Raw genomic sequence first — 23839 nt, 5'->3', positions numbered from 1 at the left:
CAGCAATGACCACGGGTTGATGTATGCTGACTTGGTTATTTGGCGATGCGGGACCCTCTCATCACCCGTAGGCGCCAAGGAACGCGCGTGCCGGTCGAACCGTGCCCCACACGACGAAGCGCGGCGCGCAACCCTAGTTACAAGGAGAGCCGTTTTGGCAACCAAGATTCGTCTCAAGCGCATGGGCAAGAAGTTCTATGCCGTCTACCGCGTCGTCGTCATGGACTCGCGCAACAAGCGTGACGGCCAGGCCATCGAGGAGATCGGTCTGTACAACCCGAACACGCAGCCTTCGACGATCGAGATCGATTCCGATCGCGCGCAGTACTGGCTCGGTGTCGGCGCGCAGCCGACCGATCAGGTGCGCAACCTGCTCAAGATCACCGGTGATTGGCAGAAGTTCAAGGGCCTCAAGGGCACCGAGGGCACGCTGAAGACCGTCGCCGCGAAGCCGGATGCGGCCACGCTCATCGAAGAGGCCGATACGAAGGCGCAGAAGCTCAAGGCCGCGAAGGCCGAGGCCGAGATCAAGGCCAACGAGGCCGCGACCGACCCGGACGCCGCCGCCGAGCAGAAGGCCGACGAGAAGGTCGAGTTCGCCGATCCTGAAGAGTCCGCTCCGGAAGCCGTCTGATCATGCTTGCTCAAGTCGTGGAACATCTGATTAAGAACATCGTCGATTTCCCTGACGACGTTTCGGTCAAGTCCCATGAGAACGCGCGTGGTGAGCTGATTCGCGTACGCGTCAATCCTGAGGACATCGGGCGTGTGATCGGCCGCAACGGCCGCACCGCCAACGCGATTCGCACCGTGGTGCAGGCGATGGCCGACCACAAGGTGCGCGTGGACATCATGGATGTGCGCAAGTGAATCATGAATCTTCACCGATGGACCCTCAACAGCCCGAGCTGCTGAGGGTCTGTCGTATCGGACGCGCGCAGGGACTCAAGGGCGAAGTGAGCGTGCAGCTGTTCACCGACGAGCCCGAGGAGCGTTTCGCCCCCGGTTCGCCGCTGTATACGAAGGACGCCGAGGACGAGTACATCGTCGAAGGCGCCCGCACGTTCAAGCACCGCTGGTATATCAAGTTCGAAGGCGTCGACGACCGCAACGCGGCCGAGGTGCTCAACGGCACGATCCTCTACGGCGAGCCGTGGGAGCTCGAGGAGGACGAGTTCTATCCGAAAGACATCGTCGGCCTCGAGGCACGGCTCGCGTCCGACGGCCGGGTCATCGGCAAGGTCGTCGACATGATCGAGGGCGCGCAATGGCTGCTCAAGATCCGTCTGGCCGAGCCGGTCGGCGATGAGTCGACAGCGCTTGTGCCTTTCGTCATCGAGCTCGTGCCCGACGTGGATCTCGACGAGGGATATCTGACGATCGATCCCCCCGGAGGCCTGATCCCCGGCATCTGACGATCCGATGATTCCGCTCGTCGATCCGTGTCTTGTGAATGCCTCGGCCGCGCCCATGCGGCCGAGGCATTCGATTCGGGCAGCCGTTCACCCACCACCGTTCACCGTTCCCACTGCACACACTGCTCACTCACACTGCAAGGAGTCCTATGGACATCGATATCGTCTCCGTGTTCCCGGAGTATTTCGACGTGCTCAACCTCAGCCTCTTCGGCAAGGCGATGGAACGCGGGCTCGTCACGGTCCGCGCGCACAATCTGCGCGACTGGACGCATGACGTGCACCAGTCGGTCGACGATACGCCAGTCGGCGGCGGCGCCGGCATGGTGATGAAGCCCGAAGTGTGGGCCGAATGCCTCGACGAGCTGCTCGGCATCCCCGCCGACGCGCCCGCGAACACGGACGCCGATACGACCACCGCCCCTGATGCGCCCGTGCTGATCTTCCCGAATCCGTCGGCGCCGCTGTTCACACAGCAGGACGCGACCGAGCTGTCCCATGCCGGACATCTCGTCTTCGGCTGCGGCCGCTACGAGGGCTACGACGCGCGCATTCCGCAGTACTACCGTGCACGCGGCGTCGATGTACGCGAATATTCAATCGGCGATTACGTGCTCAACGGCGGCGAGGTCGCCGTCTCGGTCATGCTTGAGGCGATCACGCGACTGCTGCCCGGCTTCATGGGCAACGCGGCGTCAATCGTCGAGGAATCGTACACCGGCGCGAACGCGCTGCTCGAGCACAGCCAGTACACGAAGCCGGCCACGTGGCGCGGCATGGCGGTGCCGCCGGTGCTCATCTCCGGCGACCACGGCAAGGTCGACCGTTTCCGCCGCGACGAGGCGCTCGAGAAAACATCACGACTCCGCCCCGACCTCATCGCGCATCTCGATTGCGCGGCACTCGACAAAGCCGACCGCAAGACGTTGATCGCGCTGGGCTGGGAGGTCTCCGGCGCGCATCCGCGCAAGCTTGGCTGAAGCGCTTCAGCCGGCCGTCTGCTCGGCGACGAGCCGCTCATAGGCGGCCGAACGGTAGGTGTAGACGGTCGTCTCGCCGTAGTCGCGCACGTCGTCCTCGACCCATCCGGCAGGGGCCGTGGGCGCCTTCGTGCGTTTCGACCGTTCGAGGACGATTGCGCCGTCATCGGCGACGAGTCCGCGCTCGACGAGGTCGTCGAGCAGCCGCGCACAGTCGGCGGTCGGGAACGCGTACGGCGGGTCGATGAGGACGAGGTCGAAGGGTGCGTCGACCTTCGCCTTCGCCGCATAGCGTTCCGCCTTCGCGCGCACGACATGCGCGTCCATGCCGTCCTCCCAACCGCTGTGGCGCTTCAGCGTCGTTAACGTCTGCGCGATCAGGCGCGCCGCCTGCGCGTTCGCTTCGACGACGACGAGTTCGCGCGCGCCGCGACTTAACGCCTCGACGCCGAGCGCACCCGTGCCGCCGAACAGGTCGAGCACGCGCGCGTCGTCAAGCAATCCCCGCGATTCCAAGCGCGAGAACATCGCCTCCTTCGTACGGTCCGTTGTCGGACGCGTCACGGACAGCGGCGTGGTGAGCGCCACGCCTTTGAATCGACCGGTGATGACATGCATGGCTTCGAGCCTAGCGCCTCACCCGCCCATCGTGACGCGGTTCATGCGCAGCACGCAGCCGGCCGCGCCGAGGAGGAACACGATCGCGAGCGCAAGCGCGATCATGCCCTGTTCGCGCCGGCCGCCGGTCGATGGCAGTTCGACGCCGGCCGTGTTGATGAAGGCACCATCGTCGACGCTCGTCGTCGCTGTCAATGTGCCGTTGCCGTCGTCGGTCACCGTGATTGTGAGCTTCGCTGTGTGCGTGTCGTAGTAGATGCCGCCTTGCGTCGCCGAATCGTCGATTTCGGTGACGTCGTAGGTGTAGACGCCCTCGCGCACGAACGTGAACGTGCCGAAGTCGATCGGCGCGATCAGGCCGCTATCCGGTTTGCCGACGCTCACCGTGCATGCGCGCGTCTCGACATCGCAGCTGAGCGGATTTGTCTCAGAATCGATTTCCTCACCGGGCTTCCACTGCGGTAGCGTAGGCTGCGGCTCACCTTCCGCGTACGTCGTCGTGTCCGTCAATGTGAAGCGGAACCTCGTCTCGTCGTCCCAGGACGATACGCCGCGCAGCTCCTTGCTCAGCTCGGCGGGCATCTGCACCTGCACCGGCGCCGGTTCGTACACGTTGACGAAGGTCATGTCGTCGATGCCGGTGACGGTCGTGCCAACCGTATATGCGCCGGCGCCGTTGTCGGCGACCGAGAAGACCACTGTGGCCGGTGACGCGTAGGTCAGACCGTCTATCGTCTTGCCGGCGTTGGTTTCGGTGATCGTATAGACGTAGGTGCCCGACTTGCCGAACGTGAACGTGCCGAACCCGAAGCCGTTGGCGTTGGTTTCCGTCACCGTCACCGGATTCCCGTTCCCGGGCATAGCCGCTTCGAGCGTTGCGCGGTCCACGGTGGAGTGGGCCTCATCGGGTGCAAGCGTGAAGGTGAAGGATTCATCCTCCTTCCAGTCACGCCCGCTGATCGTCTTGGTGAACTCCGGCGTGTCCTCGGTCGGCTCGGCGGCATAGGTGTTGGCGAACGCCGCCACCGTCGTGGCGTGGCCGTCGACGGTCGTCGTCGCCTCGAGCGTGCCTTTGCCGGTGTCGCTGACGGCGATGCACGCCGTGTGCACGGCGGTGTCGTAGGTCACGCCTTGGAAGACGGGTCTGCCGTCCGGCCCAGACAGTGCCTGCTTCGGCACGATTTCGGAGATCTCATAGCAGTAGGTCTTGCCGATGTCGTCCTTGGTGAATGTCAGGCCGCCGAGCAACGTGCCGTTGACCGGCCATTCGATGGCCTGTCCGTCCGCGGCCGCGTAGGGGTTGCGCGTCTCGCCGTCACCGTCGGGCAACGGGGCGCCATCGAGCGCCATGATGCGGAACGCGAACTCGCCGGCGCGCATCGCACGTCCGGTGAGCGTCTTGCTGATGCGCAGCGCGCCGACGTCGCCGTAGTCGAGCGGTTCGACGGCATAGGTGTTCGTGAAGGACGCCGTCGATTCATCGGAACTCGACGTCGCCTGCAGCTGCCCGTTATCGTCCGTGACGACGACGGCCACCTTGTGCTCGTGGATGTCGTAGGTCCACCCTTCGGCCGTTGGCTGCAACGTGCCCGGTAGCACCGTGTCCGGCAACTTCTCCTTGATCGTGAACGTGTAGGTGCCCGGCTTCGTGAACGTAACCGTCGGGAACGTCACGTTGCCGGTGGCGCCATCGTTGATCTGCGGCGTCACGGCCGTCTGCGGATCGGTCCATGGGGCACCGTCCACGGTCACATTCGCCGCTTCGCCGTCAAGTGCGGCCTCGAAGGTGAACTTGCCTTGTGGTGCGTCGCCGCCGGAGACCTTCTTGTGCACGTTCAGCGTGACGTCTGCCGGCGTCGCCTCGTAACGGTTGTGCAATTCGACCTGCGTGCCGCCATCGGGGTAGGTGACCGATGTGACGAGGTCGCCTTCCGCATCGCGGCTCACCGTCACGACGACCGTGTAGTCGTTGAGGTCGTAGGTCATGCCGTCCTTCGTCGGATTGGCGGCCGTCACGCCTTCGGGTACGACTTCGCGCACGTGATAGGTGAACCGCTTCGACTCCGTGTCGTAACCGAGTGCGTCGCCGGTGAACTGGAGAACCTGCCGCCAGCTGCCGTCAAGACCGACGTCGATGATCGCGCCGTCTTCGGGCAGCACCGGGCCGCCTTCAGGATTATCCGGATCGGCGGTGACGCGCACCTGGAACTTGCCGACCGTGTCGTTCGGATTCGTGCCGGTGGCGTCCACGTAATGCTTGATGCCGTGGATGTCGGCCGTCGCCTCGTCCTCGCCGAGGAACCGGTTCGTGAACACGGCACCGCCCTCGACGACCGGTTCGCCGTCGATGTGCGCGCCGTCGTCATCGAAGGTGTTCGTCAGCTGCCGGCTGGCGATCGTCAGATTGCCGTTGCCGTCGTCACGGCGGTATTCGCCAAAGTGGCATCGAAACCGCTGCCGGACGACGGCTCACCGTCGGTGAAGAAGATGACGATCGAGGTGGCGTCCGCACGCTGGCTCTGTTCCAACAATTCCTTCGCGGCTTCCAATCCGGCCTCCGAGTGGGTGGAGCCGTTTGATCGCAAACCGGATATCGCCGCGGTCATCGTCTGCTCGTCATAGGTGAGGCCACTGCGTTTCGTAGCCGTACTGGCGAACGTGACGACGCCGAGACGGTTCTTCTTGTTCACGTCCTGAATCTTCTCGTTGGCGTCGGCCAGCTGATCGATGAAGCCGCCGGCGGCCGCCTGCATGGCCGCCATGCGCGTGGCCGAGAAATCGTAGGTGTAGAACTGCGTGCCACGGCTCGATGCAGACGTTTTCGGCGTATACACCTCTCCCTTCGAATTCACCCAGTTCCTACCCTTGTAGGTGACCGACCAGTATTCCTTCGGGTTGCTCTTCTGCACGTAGTACGTCTTGGAGGTGTCCAGGTTGTACACCGGGTTGTAGGCGTGCCTGTCGTCATCCATGTCATAGTTCATCGTGGCGGAGGTGTCGAGCACGAGCACGATGTCGAGCGGCTTCGTCACGTTCGCGACGCCGGTGATCCTCTGTGCGCTCGACATCGCCGAAAGTCCGACGAGGAATGCGTCGTCATGCTTCGGCGTCACCTGCACGGTCTTGCCGTCATAGGTTGTGAGCGTCACGGCGCCCGTCGAGACCGACTTGTCGGTCCACACGCGACCAGTCGAGCGCGGGTCGGTCGGATTGCCGATACCCTGCTCCCACTGCGTGAAGGTCGTCGGGTCGGCAACACGTTCGTCGCCGCTTTCTTCTGCTTGGATCGGCCGCGTCACCAATCCCATCGTCATGATCATCGCAAGGCCAAGCACGGCCGCGATTGCTTGCTTCGTATATGTACGCGCCTTTGCCAAGAGGCACTGCACCCTTGCGCGCATCGTATGCTCTTCCATCCCACTGCCTATCTCGTTCGCACATCTCCCCTGTGGACAGAAGTGCGAATGTGCACCCCCCAGGAAAACAGAGATCCAAAGTCCGCGAGTGCAATCCCGACTTCACTCGCGTCGCTTTGGTGTTAGTCGTTAAGCATACACGCTAACAGCTGAATCAATGGGTGTCACGTTGTGGGAGACATTGTCTCAATGGGCGTTGCGCTATGTCCAAATCAGCGAGACCGACAGGGAGACATCGGCACTATAGGGCGGTTTGTCTAAATCGGTGGACATTATGTCCTCCGATTGCTGAGTCGATATGACTCAACAATCGGAGGATGCAAGAGAAAGCCGCCAAATCACTGCCGCCGCAAGGATTCGCTGGTATCAACACGAAAACGGCGGCTCTGCTCAGTATTCGGCGACGCCATGCAGGATCCGGGTGTGTCGCCGCCGTCAGTTGCTCGTCAGGAACTTCTCGTTACCGCGCGTGAAATCGAGGACGGCACCGGCGAGCTGCACATGTCCGCCAAGCGTCGGATCGGCGTCGAGCAACATCTGTGCACGTTCGCGCGCATCGGCGATCATCGGCGCGTCCTTGACGACGCGCAGCAGCCTAAGGCTCGACTTGCCGCCCGACTGCGCGTCGCCGAGCACGTCGCCGGCGCCACGCAATTCGAGATCCTTCGCGGCGATGTCTGCGCCGTCGAGCGAATTAGCGATGACCTGCAGCCGTTCCTCGGCGATCGTGCCTGGCTCGGCGCGCGACACGAGGAACGCCCATGCGTCGGTGCCGCCACGGCCGACGCGGCCACGCAGCTGATGCAGCTGCGACAGGCCGTAACGGTCGGCGTCGAAGATGACGATGCAGCTCGCCTGCGGCACATCGACGCCGACCTCGATGACGGTCGTCGCGACCATGACCGGCGTCTCACCGCTCGCGAACTCCTCCATGACGCGCTGCTTCGTCGCGTCGTCGTCACGCCCGGTGAGCGTGCAGATCACAACGCCCCGGAACTGCGGCAACGACTGCAATCGATCGCGGATCTCGGTCACCGAATGCAGCGGCGGACGCGGATGGTCGGGGTCGTCGCCGAGTTCGACGATCTGCATGTCGTCGTCGGCGCCCGTGCCGTCTTCCTCGGGCACGTCGATGCGCGGGCAGACGATATACGCACGTTCGCCAGCGTCGATGCGCGCACGCAGATGCCAGAACATGTCGGACATCAGCTTGCCGTCCTCCTCCGGCACGATGAACGTGCGGATCGGACGGCGGCCGCCGGGCAGTTCGGTCAGCCACGAGATGTCGAGATCGCCGAACCACGTCATCGCAGCCGTGCGCGGAATCGGCGTCGCTGTCATGACGAGCAGATGCGGATCGCGCTCCGACTTGCCGCGCAAGGTCTCACGCTGCTCGACGCCGAAACGGTGCTGTTCGTCGATGACGGCGAGCGCAAGGTTCGGCGCCTGGAAGGACTTCGAGAACGCGGCGTGCGTCGCAACAACGATGCACGGTTCGCCGCTCGCCGCCTTCGCGAGGACACGTCGGCGCGCGGCGAGCTTCATGCCGCCGGTGAGCAGCAGCACCGGCGCATCGTCGCCGAGCGTGCCGACGGATGCGCTGATCGACTGGTAATGCTGCTCGGCGAGCACCTGCGTCGGCGCGACGAGCACGGCCTGATGGCCGGAGCCGACGGCCTGCAGCATCGCGGCGACGGCGACGACGGTCTTGCCGGAGCCGACCTCACCCTGCAGCAACCGCTGCATCGGATGGTCGGCGCGCATGTCAGCGCCAATCGCGTCGATGACCTGACGCTGGCCGTGCGTCAATGGGAACGGCAGCGTGGCAATGTAGTCGTCACGCAAGGCGACATCATCACATCGGAAGGCTTCGCTCGCGCTCGCCGCGTCACGCGCCATCAGCAACGCGCACTGACAGACGAAGGCCTCCTCGTAGCGCATCGTCTGAATCGCATGGCGGAAGTCGGCGACGGCATCCGGGTCGTGAATCGCGCAGAAGGCCTGCGCACGATGCATCAGATGGAGTTCGGCGCGCACCTGCTCGGGCAGCACGTCCGGAATCGCCGCCTCGAGTGCGGCGCGCGTGCGCTCGCCCTCGTCCCACAGCGAATGCGCGGGTTCGTCGGCGGCGGTGTCGGCGGCGGTCGCGGTTGCGATGGTAGCGGTTTGCGGGTCCTCGCCGGCGAGCATACGCAGCAGCGCGAGAATCGTTTCATGGATATGCTCGCTCGAAATACGCGAATTCGCATGGTAGACCGGGCGCGGACGGCAGACACGGGCGAGGCCCTGCGCGACGGAATCGACGTCATACTTGAGTGTGCGGGCGGGCGTGTTGCGCGCGTGGGTGGCTTGGGCGCAGGACGCGTCGTCGAAGGCGAGTTGCGCGGGTGCGGGGGTCGGCGTGTCGGGTGCGACGGTCAGGACCTCCGGATGTGTGAACTGCAGACGGTCGTTGAACACGCTCGGTTCGCCGGCGATGACGATGCGCATGCCGGTGATGAGTCGCGACGCCATCCAGTCGACGTACGATTTGCGGTGCGAGAAGAAGACGAGGTTCGCGACGGCCGGCGCCAAGCCGTGTTCGCGGGCGAAATCGGTGTCGTCGACGAGCACTTCGAGACGGTAGGAGCCGCGCGAGCTCATCGGCGCGACGCGTACGCCGCGGATGACGACCGGGCAGGCCATCTTCTCGCCGAAGCGCACGTCGCTGAGCGCACGCACCGGCACCGGCTCGGTCACGCGGAACGGGTAGTAGCTGAGCGCCTCGCCGACCATCGTGACGCCGAGTGCCTTGAGCGCACTGACGCGCCGCTTGTTCGTCAGCAACGACGCCAGCGGTGTCTCCACGGTCACGGTACTCATAACCCCCCATTCTCTCACGCGCGCGGACAGTACAGCTGCGCCCCACCCGCGGTGTGCCCCGCTCCGTCCCGCTCCGTCGCCCTGCTCGACAACTCGCCCCACAAACCGCCCCCCTTCCGTCCCGAACTGTCGCCCCAGTCGACAACCCGACCCGCGAGGAGGTCTGGTTCCGGTCCGAACCGTCGACCCCGCCGGCAACCCAGCCCGCTCCGTCCCGTTCCATCGGCTCAGTCGACCAACCCACCCGCAAAACGGCCCGGTTCCGGTCCGAACCGTCGACGGGGGCGATGGAACGAGCCGGCCAGATGGCCGTCCGGGCATAAGGAAAGCCCCGGCGGATGAGGAACTCATTCGACGGGGCTTGATCATGCGTTTCGCATGGTTCAATGCATATCAGTTGGCGCTCACACGCTGAACCTTGCCTGCCTTGAGGCATTTCGCGCACACGCGCAGGCGGACGTTCTGACCGTCCACGGTGGTGCGAACCGGCTGGAGGTTCGGCAGGAAGCGGCGCTTGTTACGAATATGCGAGTGCGACACGGAATAACCCGTACGCGGGCCCTTGCCACACACTGCACAACGAGCTGCCATAATGGACTCCCTATAAATTACTGTTGACTTGCAAGTCTGCGTGCGGCTGCGCGCATACAAAGACGTACGCCGTCACACACAACTTCCCAATGATACAACCAGACGCCGGACAACGCCACCCTTTTACGCACTTCTTCACAATCGTGCTTCCCCGCACTCCCCCACGCCCCCATTCCCCTATTTCGCCGATCCGTGTCCATCCGCGCGCGCCCGTGTCCCGCCGCCGCGCGCAAGCGTCTACAATCGTAAGCAGAGCGTCCCGTCTGGGGGCCGCAAGGTACTGGCGGACGTGCAAACGAGAGGGAACTGGAAACAGCCATAACAGGCGAAGGACAAGCGAACCACAGACAAGGCAAACCAAAGACCAAGCAACCAAGGTAAGTGGAGCCTGCGCGCATCCGCCGACGGGCGCGCGACGGGTTCTCATGGGAAAGGAACTAACCATGCTCAGTGACATCGTCAACAAAATCCGCGCGCAGCGCGACCATGAACCCACCGTGATCTCCCTCGGCCAGACCTGGGTGGACACGCTGATGCATGTGCCGGAAATGCCGCAGGCCGGCCGTTTCATCGAAGCGAGCACGGTGACCCGTTCGATCGGCGGCAGCTTCCAGGTGCTCGACGCGGCTGGTCGCATGGGTGCGCGCACCGAGTTGGCGAGCATGATGGGCACCGGCCCGTGGGCCGATTGCATCGCGTCCGCGCTGCGTCGCGCGCACATCGTCCACACCGGCCGCACGTTGCCCAATCAGGACAACGGCATGCGCATCATCCTCTCCGACGGCGAAGTGAAGTCCTACGTCGCGCATCACGGCGCCGAATCGCATGGCGACGCCGACGCCTACGCGAACGCGCACCCGAAGAAGGGCGACGTCGTGCACATCGGCAGCAACGCGCTGATGAACGACGGCGCCGTCGCCGTCCACAAGTTCCTGTCGCGTCCCGAATGCCAACCGCAGACGCGTGATTTCCGCATCGTGCTCAATTCGACGAGCGCGCTGCGTCTCGTCAACGCGCAGCTGCTCGAAACGTTGATCCTTGCGCGCCCAATCTGGTCGATGAATCGTCAGCAGGCGTATTCGCTCGCCGAACGACTGTCGATCAGCATCGACGAAACGCCGACCTTGCGCGTTTCCGGAGGTTTCGACGAGTCGATGCATGCGCTGTGCACGGCGCTGAGCGACGTGCTGCATGCGCCGATTGTGCTGCGTGCCGGCTCGCGCGGCGCGTGGATCCGTCAGCATGGCGAGGGCGTCATGCATATCGACGGCTTCCCGACGAAGGCGACGCACATCCGCTCGGCCGGCCCGGTGCATACGGGCGCGCTGTGCGCACTGCTCGCCGAGGGCTGGGATCTTGAGGCGAGCGTGCAGATCGCGAACGCGGCGTCCGCGCTGGCGATCGCGCACAACGTCGGCGGCGTGCCCGTCTGCCCGCCCTATGACGAGGCGACCACGTTCATCAAGGACCGTCTCACCGACTGATTTCGATTTCCCTTGATGATTGAGATTTTCCCCTGAAATCCACCCATGCAACGAGAACGGGCCGGAGACCGCAAGGTCCCGGCCCGTTCTCGCGAGCGCGTGCAGCCGCCACCCGCGCAGCCGCGCGCTGCCGCGCTACTCCCCGCGTTCCGCCGCGAGCACGTCGTCGGCGTTGAGCACGCCGTAACGCAGGCACTGCCGCAGCAGTCGCAGCACGTCGCCGTCGGTCGAGTTCGCGATGATGTCGGTGGCCGCGTCGGCGGCGCATGGGAAGCCGGCGTCAACGAGTCCCATCGCCGCTTCGGCGAGCACGTCGAGTGCGCGCGCCTGCGGGGCGACCGGAATGCCGACTTCGCGCAGTCGTGCGACGGCCTGATCATGGTCGGGCAGCTTGTCCCAGCCGAGCTGTGCGAGCAGCTGCACGACCTCACGGCGCGCGGACGGCGCATAGGAGGCGCTGTCGAGCGTGCGCATCGCGTAGCAGGCGGCCGCCGATTCGCGGTCGCCGGTGTTCCACAGCGCGTAGGCGAGGCGGTAGTAGACGAAGTCGACGTCGTCGCGGGCGACGGCGATTGTCAGCGCGAACTTGAGCACGCGCGCCGCGGCCTCGTAGTCGTCGGCGTCGGCGTGCACGACTGCTTCCTCGAAGTAGGCGGACGCGCAGGTCGGCGCGATGTGTTCCATCGCCTTCGCTTGTGCGACGGCGGCCTGATAGTCGCCGTCGTCGCGGTAGATGTGCGTCAGTCCGACGCGCGCGTTGTACAGCGCGTCCGGCGCCTTCCAGTAGCGCGTGTCCGGACCGTCGTCGACAAGGGAGACGAGCAGTCGCTGCGTCGGGTTTTCGCAGTACAGCGGCCGTTGGTTCACCGGCGCTTGTTCGCTCATTTCGATCTGCATGATGACCGATTCGAGTTCAATCGACGTCCCGATCGGCGTATCCTCTTCGTTGTCGCGACGCAGATCCATCACTTCCGATCCCTTGATCGTGGCGTCGTCGTGCAGGATGTCGAGGTCCTGCGCACGGTCGGCGCGCAGCAGCGACGACAGCTGCGGCGGCAACGGCCGCGTATCCGCCCACAGCGGCGTGCGGTTCGCCAGCAACGACTGCGGCACCGGCAGCGGCGTGATGACGTCGAGTCCGCGGCGCGCGTTGAAGGCGAGCGAGAACGCCGCCGGCTGCAGCATCGGCAGGATGCGCGCCGGATCGTCGTCGAGCGCCGCGTCGTCGAAGAAGCCGTCGCGGTAGCGCGGCAGCACGTTCGTCGTGAACGATGCGCGGTCGAAGGCGAGCGAAAGCACCGGATCCTCGGTTTTGTACAGCGATCCGCGGTAGCCGGTGACGGTGACGCGCGTGACGTACGGGCCGGCGGTGAACGCGATCTGCGCGAGCAGACCGGCGAGTTCGAGCGCGTAGGTCGCGGCGTGCGCGGCGCGCATCGCACGCACGTCGACGACGTGGCCATCGCGGAAGTCGCTCGACTGGAATTGCGTTTCGTCGGGGGCGGAGAAGATGACCGCCATCTCGCCGGTGGCCGTGTTGACGTCGGCGCGGTATTCGAAACGATGCGGCAGAATCAGCGATTCGCCGATCGTGATGAAGCGCGTCAGCGTGTCCCACATGCCGCCAGGCGCGGCCGCCGCGTCGTTGATGCGCGCGAAGCGGTTGTTGACGTTCGCGTAGTCGAGCACATGCTCGATGTGCTGTGACCAGATGTGGTCGCGCAGGCGCACCGCGGCATAGCAGGCGGCTTCGTCGAGCGTCGTGACGAAGCCGTTCTCGTTGTCCTTGCCATCCGCCGAGTGGCGCACAGCGGCGACGCGGTTGAGCGCGGATTCGATGGCGAGCACGACGTGCCTGTCATCGGTCGGCATGTCGCCGTTGAACACGGCCCAGAACAGGTTCGTTCCGTCGACGATGATGAAACGCACTGGCTGGCGTGCGCTGACCGGACGCAGCGCGGCGGCGCCCGCTTCGATGAGCTCGCGTGCGGCGAAACGGTCGACCGGTGCCGCCGTGGCCGCGTTCACAGCGCCTCTCCAGACGATCGAGTCGATCGCGTCGGCGACCGGTTCGCGCGTCACCCTCCTGAACTCGTCGAAGATGCGGCCAAGGCCGGCGCCGGGACGACGTCCTTCGAGCGTCGGGAAATGGTAGGCGAGCAGCCAGCTTGCCGCGAGCATCGTCCGTACCACGAATCTGCCGTGCGCGTACGGGCCGAAGTCGAGCGCGGCGGCGAGGATCGTCAGTTCGTCGTCGAAACGCTGGTATTCGCCGAAGCTGACGCCGTGTTCGGGTTCGAAGATGCTGCGCACGCGCATCGGGCCGGTGTGGTCGGTGCTGTCTTCGTCCCATTCGGCGAGGAGCACGTCGGGATGGTGGTCGCGCAGCGGATCGCCCGCGTCTTCGATGTCCTCGGTGATCGGATGGTCGATGTGGTAGACCTTCAGATCGTCGCGCATCCATGCGAGGATCCGCACGCCGCCGTCAACCAGTTCGACGATGTAGCCGAGGCCGCGCTTCGGCTGCGGTAGCGCGTCTGTCACCTCGTAGATATGGCCGGCCGGCTGTCCCGGCAGCGGCTGCAGGCGCTGCCCGCGTCCGGGATTGGCGATCGTAGGTGCCGCCTGCACAGGAATCGCCACAGTCGCCGAAACCTGCGGCGCCGACGGCATCTGTGGAACCTGCGGCTTGCCGGAGCCCGGCGCCGGCGGCGTCGGAAGGGGTGGCACGGTGAAACCGTTCGTGCCGTTCATCTGCGTCATCTTTGCGTCCTTTGATCGTTGCTGTTCTGATCGTTGCTGGTCATCTGCGTCGATTGCGTCGCCGACGTCACACTTCCTCGAGTTCGTCCTCGCTCGAGGTGCCGTAGCGCAACGTGCCGCCAAGCCAGTTGAGTGTGTCGTCACGTTCGGCGGCCGCGAGCAGATGCGCGCCGACGCCGGCGGCTTTCGGGAAGCCGACGTCCACGAGGTCGATCGTGTTGCGCGCGAGCAGATGCATCAGGCCGTGCGACGGCACGACCGGAATGCCGTTCGCACGCAGCAGCTGCTTGGCGTCGTCAAGCTCCGGCGCGCGGGAGAGATCGCCGTCGAGCAACTCGGTGAGCTCCTCGATCGCCGTTCCGCGCAGCCATGGCACCGGCTGCATCAACGTCATTGCGTAGCAGGCGGCGGACAGCTCGGTCTTGCCGAGGTTGCGCATCGCATAGGCGAGTCGGTAGTAGAGCATGGCGACGTCGGAGGCTTCGACGGCGCGCGGCAGCGCCTTCGTCAGTACGTCGGCGTCCTTGGCCCAATCGGGTTCCTCGACCTCCACATACATCGCCGATTCGTGCACGTACGATGGAATCGACAGTTTGCCGATGTGGTGGATGCGCGCAAACAATTCGCGCGCCTTGTCGTACTGCCCGTTGGCGACGCTGATGCGCGCGAGTTCCATCAGCGCGCGGAACAGTGCGTCCGGCACCTTGAAATACCTGATCGTCGACGGGTCGACGCTCGGCTGGCCGTCCACGTGCGTCTGCGGATCGTCGTCGTCGGCGAGCGCGACGAGTTCGCGTTCGCCCTGGTTGTTGCAGTACAGCGGCCGGAACGTCGCCGTCTCCTGCGGTAGCGGCTTCGTCAGTTCCATGACGACCGATTCGAGTTCGATCGCGGCGGACACCGGCGACTCCTCGTTGTCCTTGATGATCTTCTCGACGTCGGCGAGCGAGATCGGCGCGTCGTCGTGCAGCACGTCGAGTTCACATGCGCGATCGGCACGCAGACGGTCGGCGAGGTCGGCGGGCAGTTCGCGCATGTCCTTCCACAGCGGCACGCGGTGCGCGACGATCGCCGGCGGCAGTGGCAGCGGCGTGACGCCCTTAAGGCCAAGGTCGTCGCCAAAGTCGACGACGCATTCGGCCGGCGCGAGCAGCCGCAGCAGCGCGTTCGGGTCGAAGTCGAACACGTCGTCGTCGATGTCGCCGCCGAGGTAGTACGGCAGCACGCCACCGTAGAAGGCCATGCGTTCGAAGCGCATCGACAGCACCGGCGTGCCAGTGAGCGTGCCGGCGCGCGCCGTAATCGTCACCGACGTCGTCGCCGTGCTCGACGAGAAGCCGACGTAGGCGAGCAGGCCGACGAGTCGCAGCGCGTAGACGGAGGCCTGCGCGCCGCGCGTGTCTCGGATGTCCTGCCAGACGCCGTCGTCATCGACGCGTGAGGCCGGGAAGCCCATCGCCGTCGGCGCATTGAACGCAATCGCCATCGTGCCGGACGCGTTGTCGACGTCGACGCCGTATTCGAGGCGCAGCGGCAGCCGCAGCTGTTCGGCGACGTTGCCGAAGCGCGTCAGCGACTCCCATGCGCCGCCGCGCTTGGCGCACGCGTCGTAGAGCTCCATGTAGGGGTTGCGCGCGTCGATTTCGCCGCGCACGAAACGCGCATGCTCGTTCCAGTGGGCGAGGGCGGCGCGGAACACGAAGCCGGCCGTGCGGTCGTCGAGCGTCGAGAGCAACGCGACGTCGTTGTCACGGTGGGCGGCGGCGTTGCGCGCGTCGATGAGACGGTTGAACGAACCTTCGACGGCGATGACGAGGTCGCGCTGCAGGCCTTGCACGGCGTCGGCGTCGAATTTGATCCAGAACTGCCCTGTCGAGTCGATGCGGTGCATGCTGAGGTCGGTGTTCGCGGCGATCGCGCGGATCTGCGGCGCGCCGATTTCGACGAGCTGGCGTGCGAGCGCGCGTTCGATCGGCGTGACGCGCGCGGTGTTCGACGTGCCGCGGTGAATGATCATGTCGATCGCGTCGGGCAGCGGCATCTTCTCGATCTGTTCGAACAGGTCGACGAAACGGCCCGAGCTTGTCGTGAGCCGTTCGCCGAGCAGCTTCGGCAGGCGGCATGCGACATGCCAGCATGCGGCGATCGCCGCGGCGCGCGAATGCGACGCGGACCCGTAGGTGCCGACGTCGAGGGAGCAGTCGGCGATGTATACGCCGCCGTCCCGGTCGACCGTGTATTCGCCGATGCAGATCGGCAGGTCGGGATCGTCGGCCTTGAAACCGTGTTCGACGTCCCAGACGAAGATGCCGCCGATGCGGTCGTTGCCTTCGTTCCACGCGTCCAGTTTGAGTTCGACGTCCGCCGTGCCCGGGTCCTCGGCAAGCACGGTGGAGGTCGGGTGCACGGCGTCGTCGTGGCCGATCCATGCGAGGATGTTCATCTGTCCGGACGGCGTGAGTTCGACGATGTATCCCTGGCCGTCTTCGGGCTGTTCAAGCTCCTGCACGATGCCGATGCGCATCGCCTGCGGCTGTCCGGGAACCGGGTCGATGAGCCGCACAGGGCCGTTCGTGTGGCCGTTCGCCGGCGCGGGCGGCGGTACTGCGGCGCCGATGCCCGGCTGCTGCGCTGATTGTGTAGGCTGCGCCGTGGCTTCGGTGTCGCCTTGTGCCTTGTCCTTCTTCCTGCCGAATCCAAACACGTGTGCTCCTTTCCGGCGGCCGTATCCTACCGTCGTCGTTTTCGCATATTCGCGCCGCCACCGTCCATCGCCGGACGCGGCCTGCTGCAGGACCCCATCGCCCGTATGCGCCTACGCCACCACTGTGGCGCGCCTTTCCATGGTTTTGACAGTGTAGCGCAGTCGCGGCGCGCCTTCACCGCCGTCCCAACACGTGAGAACCCGCCGATGCGGTACCGTGGTGTCCATGAACGTCCTCCTCGCCTTCGACAAGATCTTCCTGTGGTTTCTGCTGTACAGTTTCATCGGCTGGCTGTGGGAGACCTGCCTCAACATCGTCATGAAGCGGCGTTTCGTCGACCGTGGCATCCTCAACGGCCCGCTGTGCCCGATCTATGGCTTCGGCGCGCTGCTCGCCATCTACGCACTGCCCGGCGAGCACACGTTCCTCGCCGTCTTCCTCAGCAGCGGCGTCCTCGCCTGCACCCTTGAATACCTGACTTCGTGGGGCATCGAGAAGTTGTTCCATATGCGGCTGTGGGACTATTCGAACAAGCCGTTCAACATCAACGGCCGTGTCTACCTCAACGGCTTCATCTTCTTCGGCCTCGGCTGCACCGTCATCAAACTGTGGGCGCAGCCGCACGTCGCCGAATTGTGCGACGCAATCCCGCCGACGACACTGATCGCCGTATCGACGACGCTGCTCGTCATCACGCTCGTCGACGCCGTCATCACCTTCGGCAGCCTGATCAGCATGAACGGCCGCCTCGCGCGCGTCGAATCGGACATCAAGGCCGTCAAGCAGCGCGGAATCACGCATATCGACGCCGGCATCACCGCCGCCGACGACCATATCGAAGCGGCCGGCGCACGCCTCAACGAGGTCACCGACGGCCTCGGCACGCGCGCCGTGACGAAGGTGCGCGACGCCGGCGAACGCGTGCACGACACGAGCGACCAGCTCTCGACGCGCGTGCACGATCTGTTCAGCCTGCAGCAGCGCCGCCTCATCGACGCGTACCCGCAGATGCGGACCGTGCACGACCCGCATCTGCTCAAGGAGGTGCGCGCGCAGTTCGCGAAGTACCGTGCGCATCGCGCGTCGCGCTGAGCGCTGCGCCGGCGCAACGTGCGCGACATGGTTTCGGCGTACGCTGGCCTCATTCCCGTCCACCCGATCCGAAAGGCTGCCATGATCAACGACCGTTACAAGGACATGCTCAACGAGAAATCCGTCATCCGTTCGATCAGTGAACGCGCGAGCGCGCGCAAACGCGAAATCGGCGCGGACCATGTCTTCGATTTCTCGATTGGCAACCCGAACGTACCGTGCCCGTCGCAGTTCACCGACGCGATGCTTGACCTCTACTCGACCGAGCCACCGCATGTGCTGCACGGCTACAGCCCGTCGATGGGCATCCTGTCGGTGCGTCAGGCGATGGCCGATTCGCTCAACCGCCGCTTCGGCATGGACTACGAGGCCGCGCACCTGTTCCCGACGGCCGGCGCGACCGGCGCGCTCGCGCACGCGTTCCGCGCGGTGACGAAGCCGGGCGACGAAATCGTCACCTTCGCGCCGTTCTTCCCCGAATACCTCCCGTACGTCGAGGGCACCGGCGCGAAGCTGACCGTCGTGCCGCCGGACACCGAGCGTTTCCAGATCGATTTCGACGCCTTCGAGCGTGCGCTCAACCCGAAGGTCGCGGCCGTGCTCATCAACACGCCGAACAATCCGTCGGGCACCGTCTATTCGGCCGAGACGCTCGAGACGCTCGCCGACATGCTGCGCGCCAAGCAGCGCGAGTTCGGCCATGACATCTTCCTGATCTCCGACGAGCCGTACCGCGAGATCGTCTTCGACGGCGCCGAGCAGCCGTATCCGGCGCGCTTCTACGACAACACGCTCACCTGCTATTCGTTCTCGAAGTCGCTGTCGCTGCCGGGTGAGCGCATTGGCTACGTCGCCGTCAATCCGCGCGCGACGGACGCCGATCTGCTTGTGCCGATGTTCGCGCAGATCAGCCGCACGATCGGACACAACTGCCCGTCGTCGTCGATTCAGCTCGCCGTCGCGCGCGTGCTCGACGACACGAGCGACCTGTCGATCTACGAGACGAACATGAACATCATCTATGACGCGCTCGTCGATCTCGGCTTTACGGTGGCGCGCCCCGGCGGCACCTTCTACATCTTCCCGAAGGCGCTTGAGGAGGATGCGAACGAGTTCGCGCGCAAGGCGATGGACTACGACCTGTTCATGGTGCCTTCCGATTCCTTCGGCATGCCCGGCTATCTGCGTATCTCCTACTGTCTGGAGACCGATCAGGTGCGCCGCGGCGTCGCGAGGCTGCGCGAGTTCGTCTCCGAAGTCTACGGCGGCTGAAGTCTGCGGCGTCCGACTTCCGCCCGCCGCAATCGCCCGCCCGCTCGCGGCCGTCCGCCCGTACAATAGGCTGCGGGGACGGCCGCAGCGGCACGTTCCGGGAAGGCCGGCATGGGTAACATTCTCGACTATGCGCATACGGAGACCCGTGATTTCTCCCAGTGGCCGTTTCATATGGCCGATGCGCTCGTGTTCGCGCTGCTGAGCTACGACAAGATCCCCTCCGATGTGCCGACACTTGCGGCGCTCGAGGAGCGTTACGGCAGTTTCGGCAGGCGTGTGCGCTCCTTCGATTGGCGACGGCTCTCCCATTCGCTGCGTGCGCTTGTCCGCGCGCCCTTCGACGGCCCGGCGCTGCGCCGCATCGAGCATGAGCTCGGCGAATATGAGACGACCCATCCGTACATCGCGAGGCATTCCGGCTTCGGCGATCCGCATGAGTCGCATGCGTTCTACCGTTCGATCGCCGCGAATCCGCGGTTTTCGGTCGTGCATGTCTCGGCGGCCGAGGAACGCTTCGACGAGGCCGAGCAGACGCAGTTCGCCGCGCTGACCTTCCGGCTGCCAACCGGCGAGCTCGTCATCGCCTTCCGCGGCACCGACGATTCGCTCGTCGGCTGGAAGGAGGATTTCAACATGGCCTTCCAGTATCCGGTGCCGGCGCAGAAGCAGGCGGCCGACTATCTCGAGAAGGTGGCCGCGCTGTGGGACGGCGACATCATCCTCACCGGGCATTCGAAGGGCGGCAACGTCTCCGTCTACGCGGCGATGAACGCGCATGACGACGTCAAGGACCGCATCCGCCACATCTACTCCTTCGACGGCCCCGGTTTCCCGCCGGACGTCGTACACAGTTACGAATACGGCACCGTCGTCGACCGCATCACGAAGGTCGTGCCCGATTCGTCGATTATCGGCATGCTGCTCAATGAATCGCCGCATGAGAAGCTCGTCGTCGTCAAGTCGGACGCCGACGGCCTCGGTCAGCATTCATGCTACAGCTGGCAGATGCACGGCGACGAGTTCGAGATTGCGCCGGAAGGCCTGTCGAACAGTTCGAAAATCTTCAACGACGCGCTCAACGACTGGCTCGCCGGCATGACGCAGCGGCAGCGCGAGCATGGCGTCGAGGCGCTGTTCCGCGTGCTGACGTCAAGCGGCTACAAGAGCACGACCGAGCTGATGAAGGCCGGCCCGCGCGTCATTCCGAGCATGCTCGGGCAATATGTGGGACTGACGAGCGAGGAACGCAAATACATCAATCAGGCGCTGTGGATGCTCGCGACGGCCACGTTCCACCACTGATTCACCGCTGTCCAATCCTGCCGTCCGGTTGTCGAAACGTCCCATGTCGGCCTGTGGTATGGCCCACAGCGCAAAATGACGGTCCCCCTCACGACGGTCGAACAGCGCGATGCCCAGAGCCCGGACGTTTCGCCAGCAGCCATGCCACAGCCATTGAGCAATCATCTGCCTATAGACTTAGGAGCAGCACAACGGAAACGCGGGGCCGCATCCCACCCCGTCTCGTATACGGCGCATGATCCGAAAGGCATCCGGCACATGGGCCGACGTCAATGATCGAAGCGATCTGAAGGAGCGGAACGCATGTCTAGGCCTCGTCGTGATTCAGAGATTCTCCCTGCCAAGGAGCGGCTCGAGAATGCGTTCTGGACGCTGCTCGAGGAGCATGACTATGACCGCATCACGGTGACCGACGTCGTGCATGCGGCGCAGGTGAACCGCAACTCCTTCTACTACCACTACTCCGGACTGCCTGAGCTCGCCGATTCGGCGATCCTGCATGAGGTCGAGCGCCTGCCGATGCCGTTCTACGCGCATCCGGCCGGCGACCCGAACGTCGAATGGCGTCACTTCTGCGTTCGTCTGCTCAACGATCCCGAACAGTTGCAGCATCTCAACCGTCTCGCGCTGCTCGTCGGCCCGCACACGACGAACGAACTTGTCGAATCGCTGTGCGACTTCCTGCGCATGACGCTACTGACGCTCGTCGGCTCCGACACCGTCTCGATCGAGCCGAAGACGAAGGTGCTCGTCGATTTCTGTGTCGGCGGCATCGTCTCCTCGCTGTACAACTGGCCGCAGATGCGCAACCGCATCACCGTCGACGACCTGCTTGACAGCGACGTCGCAATTCTCGCGATGGGTCTGTTCCTGACGATGGCCGACGAGGATCCGACGTCCTATTGGCGTCGCATGGCGCTCGGCTACAACCGCGTCCACAACCATGTGCCGAGCTTCATCACGCCCGGCGACCGCTACCGCTGACCTGATTGCCGCAATGCCATGATTCCCACATGGCCGCTATGATGGCGATGGCCGCCGACCGGCGGCCATCGAACCGATTCTTCCGGGAGCGTCATGGACATCGTGTGGGACTGGCTGCGCGTGAACAGCGGCAAAATCATCCTCGTCGTCATCGTGACCGTCGCCGCGATGATTGCGGCGCGCATCACATCGCGCGTGCTCGACAAGGTATTGCGGCGTTCGCAGATCCCGAATGCGTCAATCTTCATCAACCTCTCGCGCATCCTCATCTGGACGCTCGCCGTCACGATCGTGCTCAAGCCGGTCTTCGGCGTCAACCCGGTCACGTTGTTCACAGCGCTCGGCATCGGCGGCTTCGCGATCTCGCTCGGCCTCAAGGATTCGATCGCGAACACGATCGGCGGTTTCCAACTGATGTTCTCGCATGTGCTGCAGCCGGGCGACGTCGTCTCGATCTCCGGCGTGACCGGCACCGTCACCGACGTCACGTGGAGGCAGACCGTCGTACGCGAGCGCAACGGCAACACGTTGATGATTCCGAATTCGGTGCTCAACACGACGGCGTTGGAGAAATATCTGCCGGCGAACGAGTCGCAGGTGGCAATTCCGTTCACGGCGAAGCCGGGCGTCGACATGGACGCGCTGACGGACGAGCTGCTCGGCAAAATCGACGAATCGGCGCACGACCTGATCTGCGAGACTCCCCAGCCGCTCATCCGTTTCACCGGCTTCTCGCCGGCGGGCACAACCGGCAACATCATTGCCTATGCGCGGCCGGGCGTCGCATTGTCGGCGGTGACCGACGCGATCACGCGCGCCGTGAGCGCGTCGTCGATGTTCACCGATTTCGCCGCCTCCGGCTCGGTCGCCGCGAAGGACGCCGCCTCCCACTGATCGTGCGCGGCTACAGCAGCGTCATCGCGAACGTGCCGATGACGCCGAGGACGAGGAAGACGATGACACCGGCGTTGCCGAAGAAGGTCGGCATCGCGGCGCCGCGCGGCAGTTCGTCAGGCGCCTCGTACCAGCGCAAGCGCCGCCTTCTGCGGATGAGCAGCACGAAGCCGGCGATGATGCCGGCGAGCATCAGCACGAGGTAGAACGCCATCGCGACGATAAACAGCACGTCGCCGGTCTGCGGATGGCTCAGCAGGTCGGGTTTCGCGATGATCTGCTCGTAGCGGCCGAGCATCGTCGTGCCGATGAGCGCGCTGTTCGCGTTGATGACCATGTGCAGCGCGACGCTGTAGCGCAGCCGACTCGTGCGCGTGTAGACGTAGCCGAACAGCAGTCCCAGGCCAAAAGCGTAGAAGAACTGGTAGAGGTTGAGGTGGAACAGGCCGAAGAACAGCGCGGACAATACGATCGCCGGCTTTTCGCCGTAGCGGCGCAGGCGTCCGATGATCTGCTTGCGGAACAGCCATTCCTCGACGAGCGGCGCGACGACGACGGTCGCGATGGCCATAACGAACCAGTTCGATCCGGTCATCATCTCCGTGACGCGGTTGTCGGCCCGTCCCGACGACAGCAGTGCGGACAGGCCCGAGCCGAGCAGGTTGCCGACCCAGATGATCGGCAGGCACATCAGCAGATAGACGAACCACTGCGATGGGCGCAGAACGAAACGGCGCGTTGGCAGCAGCGGCACGCCGCGCAGCAGCTGGTAGCCGATCGGGATCGCGCACACGCACAGCGCGAAATCGGAGATCGTGATCGCCATCCATCCGGCCATGCTGCTGCGCAGCCACATGAAGGCCGACTGCAGCAGCAATGTGATCGCGCACCAGATGACGATGATGAACGTGAAGCCGGCACCGACACAGGATGCGCCACGGCGCGCCTTCGCGATGCGCTCGTCCATCTGCGGCTGCGGCATCTGCGGCCCGAGCGCATAGTACATCGGCGGCTGCGGCGGCAGTTGCTGTGATGGCTGCGGTTGCGGCGGAGTCGTCGGAACGCTCATCGGCTGCCTCACTGCAGGACGGCAGCCGTGAAGACGGTGCCGAAGAGCACGAAGACGAGGATGCACGCCAGGACGCTCAGCGCGATCGAGACGGCCGAGATAATGATGCCAGCGATTGCGAAGTCGCCGCCGCGTTCGCCGGTCTTCTTCGTCTGCGAATAGCCGATGATGCTCAGCACGAGGCCGATGAGTGAGAAAAAGAATGAGCAGACGAAGCCGGCGATCGACATGGCGTTCCATTTCGACGACGGCGCCGGATAATACTGCGGCTGCTGGTAGGGCGTGTACTGCGGCGTCGGCGCACCGCCGCCCATGTACGGATTGTTCATCATCGGATCGTTCTGGCTCATCGTTCCCTCGTTTCCCGCGCAGGTGCGCGTCTCCTCGGC

The 23839-nt window shown here is 64.8% G+C and carries 19 protein-coding genes; 10 read left to right on the top strand and 9 right to left on the bottom strand.

The window, feature by feature from the left end:
• Positions 1–154: 154 nt before the first annotated feature.
• From rpsP to trmD, 4 genes are all read left to right on the top strand, one after another.
• The gene (gene rpsP, locus CGZ88_RS06800) at positions 155–634 is read left to right on the top strand and encodes a 30S ribosomal protein S16 (RefSeq protein ID WP_026644713.1); all 480 of its coding nucleotides are present in this window, start codon (positions 155–157) and stop codon (positions 632–634) included.
• Between the two features lie 2 nt (positions 635–636).
• Positions 637–870: an RNA-binding protein gene (locus CGZ88_RS06795; protein WP_026644714.1), complete on the top strand. Its 234-nt coding sequence runs from the start codon at positions 637–639 to the stop codon at positions 868–870.
• Positions 871–887: 17 nt separating this feature from the next.
• Positions 888–1415 (top strand): ribosome maturation factor RimM, encoded by a 528-nt coding sequence (rimM, locus tag CGZ88_RS06790; RefSeq protein ID WP_034523561.1) that lies wholly within the window; start codon positions 888–890, stop codon positions 1413–1415.
• A 149-nt stretch (positions 1416–1564) separates the two neighbouring features.
• The gene (gene trmD / locus CGZ88_RS06785; RefSeq protein ID WP_101671440.1) at positions 1565–2395 is read left to right on the top strand and encodes a tRNA (guanosine(37)-N1)-methyltransferase TrmD; all 831 of its coding nucleotides are present in this window, start codon (positions 1565–1567) and stop codon (positions 2393–2395) included.
• A gap of 6 nt (positions 2396–2401) precedes the next feature.
• Here the strand turns inward: trmD and rsmD are convergent, their stop codons facing one another.
• From rsmD to rpmB, 5 genes are all read right to left on the bottom strand, one after another.
• Positions 2402–3013 carry a 16S rRNA (guanine(966)-N(2))-methyltransferase RsmD gene (gene rsmD / locus CGZ88_RS06780; RefSeq protein ID WP_101671439.1) on the bottom strand — a complete coding sequence of 204 codons (612 nt, stop codon included), beginning with the start codon at positions 3011–3013 and terminating at the stop codon, positions 2402–2404.
• Between the two features lie 18 nt (positions 3014–3031).
• Entirely contained in the window at positions 3032–5329 is a 2298-nt protein-coding gene (locus tag CGZ88_RS06775; protein WP_101671438.1) for a Spy0128 family protein, read from the bottom strand.
• Between the two features lie 83 nt (positions 5330–5412).
• Positions 5413–6321, bottom strand: a complete 909-nt coding sequence (locus tag CGZ88_RS06770) for a VWA domain-containing protein (RefSeq protein WP_165778730.1) — start codon at positions 6319–6321, stop codon at positions 5413–5415.
• Positions 6322–6864: 543 nt separating this feature from the next.
• A complete protein-coding gene (locus tag CGZ88_RS06765) occupies positions 6865–9291 on the bottom strand; it encodes an ATP-dependent DNA helicase RecG (RefSeq protein WP_101671437.1) in 2427 nt (808 codons plus the stop codon).
• 393 nt (positions 9292–9684) lie between these two features.
• The gene (rpmB, locus tag CGZ88_RS06760) at positions 9685–9882 is read right to left on the bottom strand and encodes a 50S ribosomal protein L28 (protein WP_081663964.1); all 198 of its coding nucleotides are present in this window, start codon (positions 9880–9882) and stop codon (positions 9685–9687) included.
• A gap of 443 nt (positions 9883–10325) precedes the next feature.
• Between rpmB and CGZ88_RS06755 the strand changes: the two genes are divergently transcribed.
• Positions 10326–11366, top strand: a complete 1041-nt coding sequence (locus CGZ88_RS06755) for a PfkB family carbohydrate kinase (protein ID WP_101671436.1) — start codon at positions 10326–10328, stop codon at positions 11364–11366.
• A gap of 135 nt (positions 11367–11501) precedes the next feature.
• Here the strand turns inward: CGZ88_RS06755 and CGZ88_RS06750 are convergent, their stop codons facing one another.
• Positions 11502–14129, bottom strand: a complete 2628-nt coding sequence (locus CGZ88_RS06750; RefSeq protein WP_101671435.1) for a tetratricopeptide repeat protein — start codon at positions 14127–14129, stop codon at positions 11502–11504.
• Positions 14130–14196: 67 nt separating this feature from the next.
• Positions 14197–16833, bottom strand: coding sequence for a tetratricopeptide repeat protein (locus tag CGZ88_RS06745; protein ID WP_101671434.1), 2637 nt, complete (start codon positions 16831–16833; stop codon positions 14197–14199).
• A 226-nt stretch (positions 16834–17059) separates the two neighbouring features.
• On the opposite strand from CGZ88_RS06745, the gene CGZ88_RS06740 reads away from it, so the two are divergent.
• From CGZ88_RS06740 to CGZ88_RS06720, 5 genes are all read left to right on the top strand, one after another.
• A complete protein-coding gene (locus CGZ88_RS06740) occupies positions 17060–17926 on the top strand; it encodes a putative ABC transporter permease (RefSeq protein ID WP_101671433.1) in 867 nt (288 codons plus the stop codon).
• Between the two features lie 81 nt (positions 17927–18007).
• On the top strand, positions 18008–19198 hold the full coding sequence (locus tag CGZ88_RS06735) for a pyridoxal phosphate-dependent aminotransferase (RefSeq protein WP_101671432.1): 1191 nt from the start codon (positions 18008–18010) through the stop codon (positions 19196–19198).
• Between the two features lie 111 nt (positions 19199–19309).
• Positions 19310–20503, top strand: coding sequence for a DUF2974 domain-containing protein (locus tag CGZ88_RS06730; protein ID WP_101671431.1), 1194 nt, complete (start codon positions 19310–19312; stop codon positions 20501–20503).
• A 303-nt stretch (positions 20504–20806) separates the two neighbouring features.
• Complete coding sequence (locus CGZ88_RS06725) at positions 20807–21487, top strand: TetR/AcrR family transcriptional regulator (protein ID WP_051198453.1); 681 nt, start codon at positions 20807–20809, stop codon at positions 21485–21487.
• A 93-nt stretch (positions 21488–21580) separates the two neighbouring features.
• Positions 21581–22381 (top strand): mechanosensitive ion channel family protein, encoded by an 801-nt coding sequence (locus CGZ88_RS06720; protein WP_026644725.1) that lies wholly within the window; start codon positions 21581–21583, stop codon positions 22379–22381.
• A 10-nt stretch (positions 22382–22391) separates the two neighbouring features.
• Here the strand turns inward: CGZ88_RS06720 and CGZ88_RS06715 are convergent, their stop codons facing one another.
• Together CGZ88_RS06715 and CGZ88_RS06710 are read right to left on the bottom strand one after the other, a co-directional pair.
• Positions 22392–23450, bottom strand: coding sequence for a CPBP family intramembrane glutamic endopeptidase (locus tag CGZ88_RS06715; protein WP_026644726.1), 1059 nt, complete (start codon positions 23448–23450; stop codon positions 22392–22394).
• Between the two features lie 8 nt (positions 23451–23458).
• Positions 23459–23800: a DUF4190 domain-containing protein gene (locus CGZ88_RS06710; protein ID WP_051198454.1), complete on the bottom strand. Its 342-nt coding sequence runs from the start codon at positions 23798–23800 to the stop codon at positions 23459–23461.
• Between the last annotated feature and the right edge of the window lie 39 nt (positions 23801–23839).

Source organism: Bifidobacterium anseris, from assembly GCF_002860345.1.
In the GTDB taxonomy this organism is placed as follows: Bacteria; Actinomycetota; Actinomycetes; order Actinomycetales; family Bifidobacteriaceae; genus Bifidobacterium; species Bifidobacterium anseris.
Note: the sequence above shows the minus strand (reverse complement) of the source record. Positions and strands in the feature narration are given on the sequence as shown.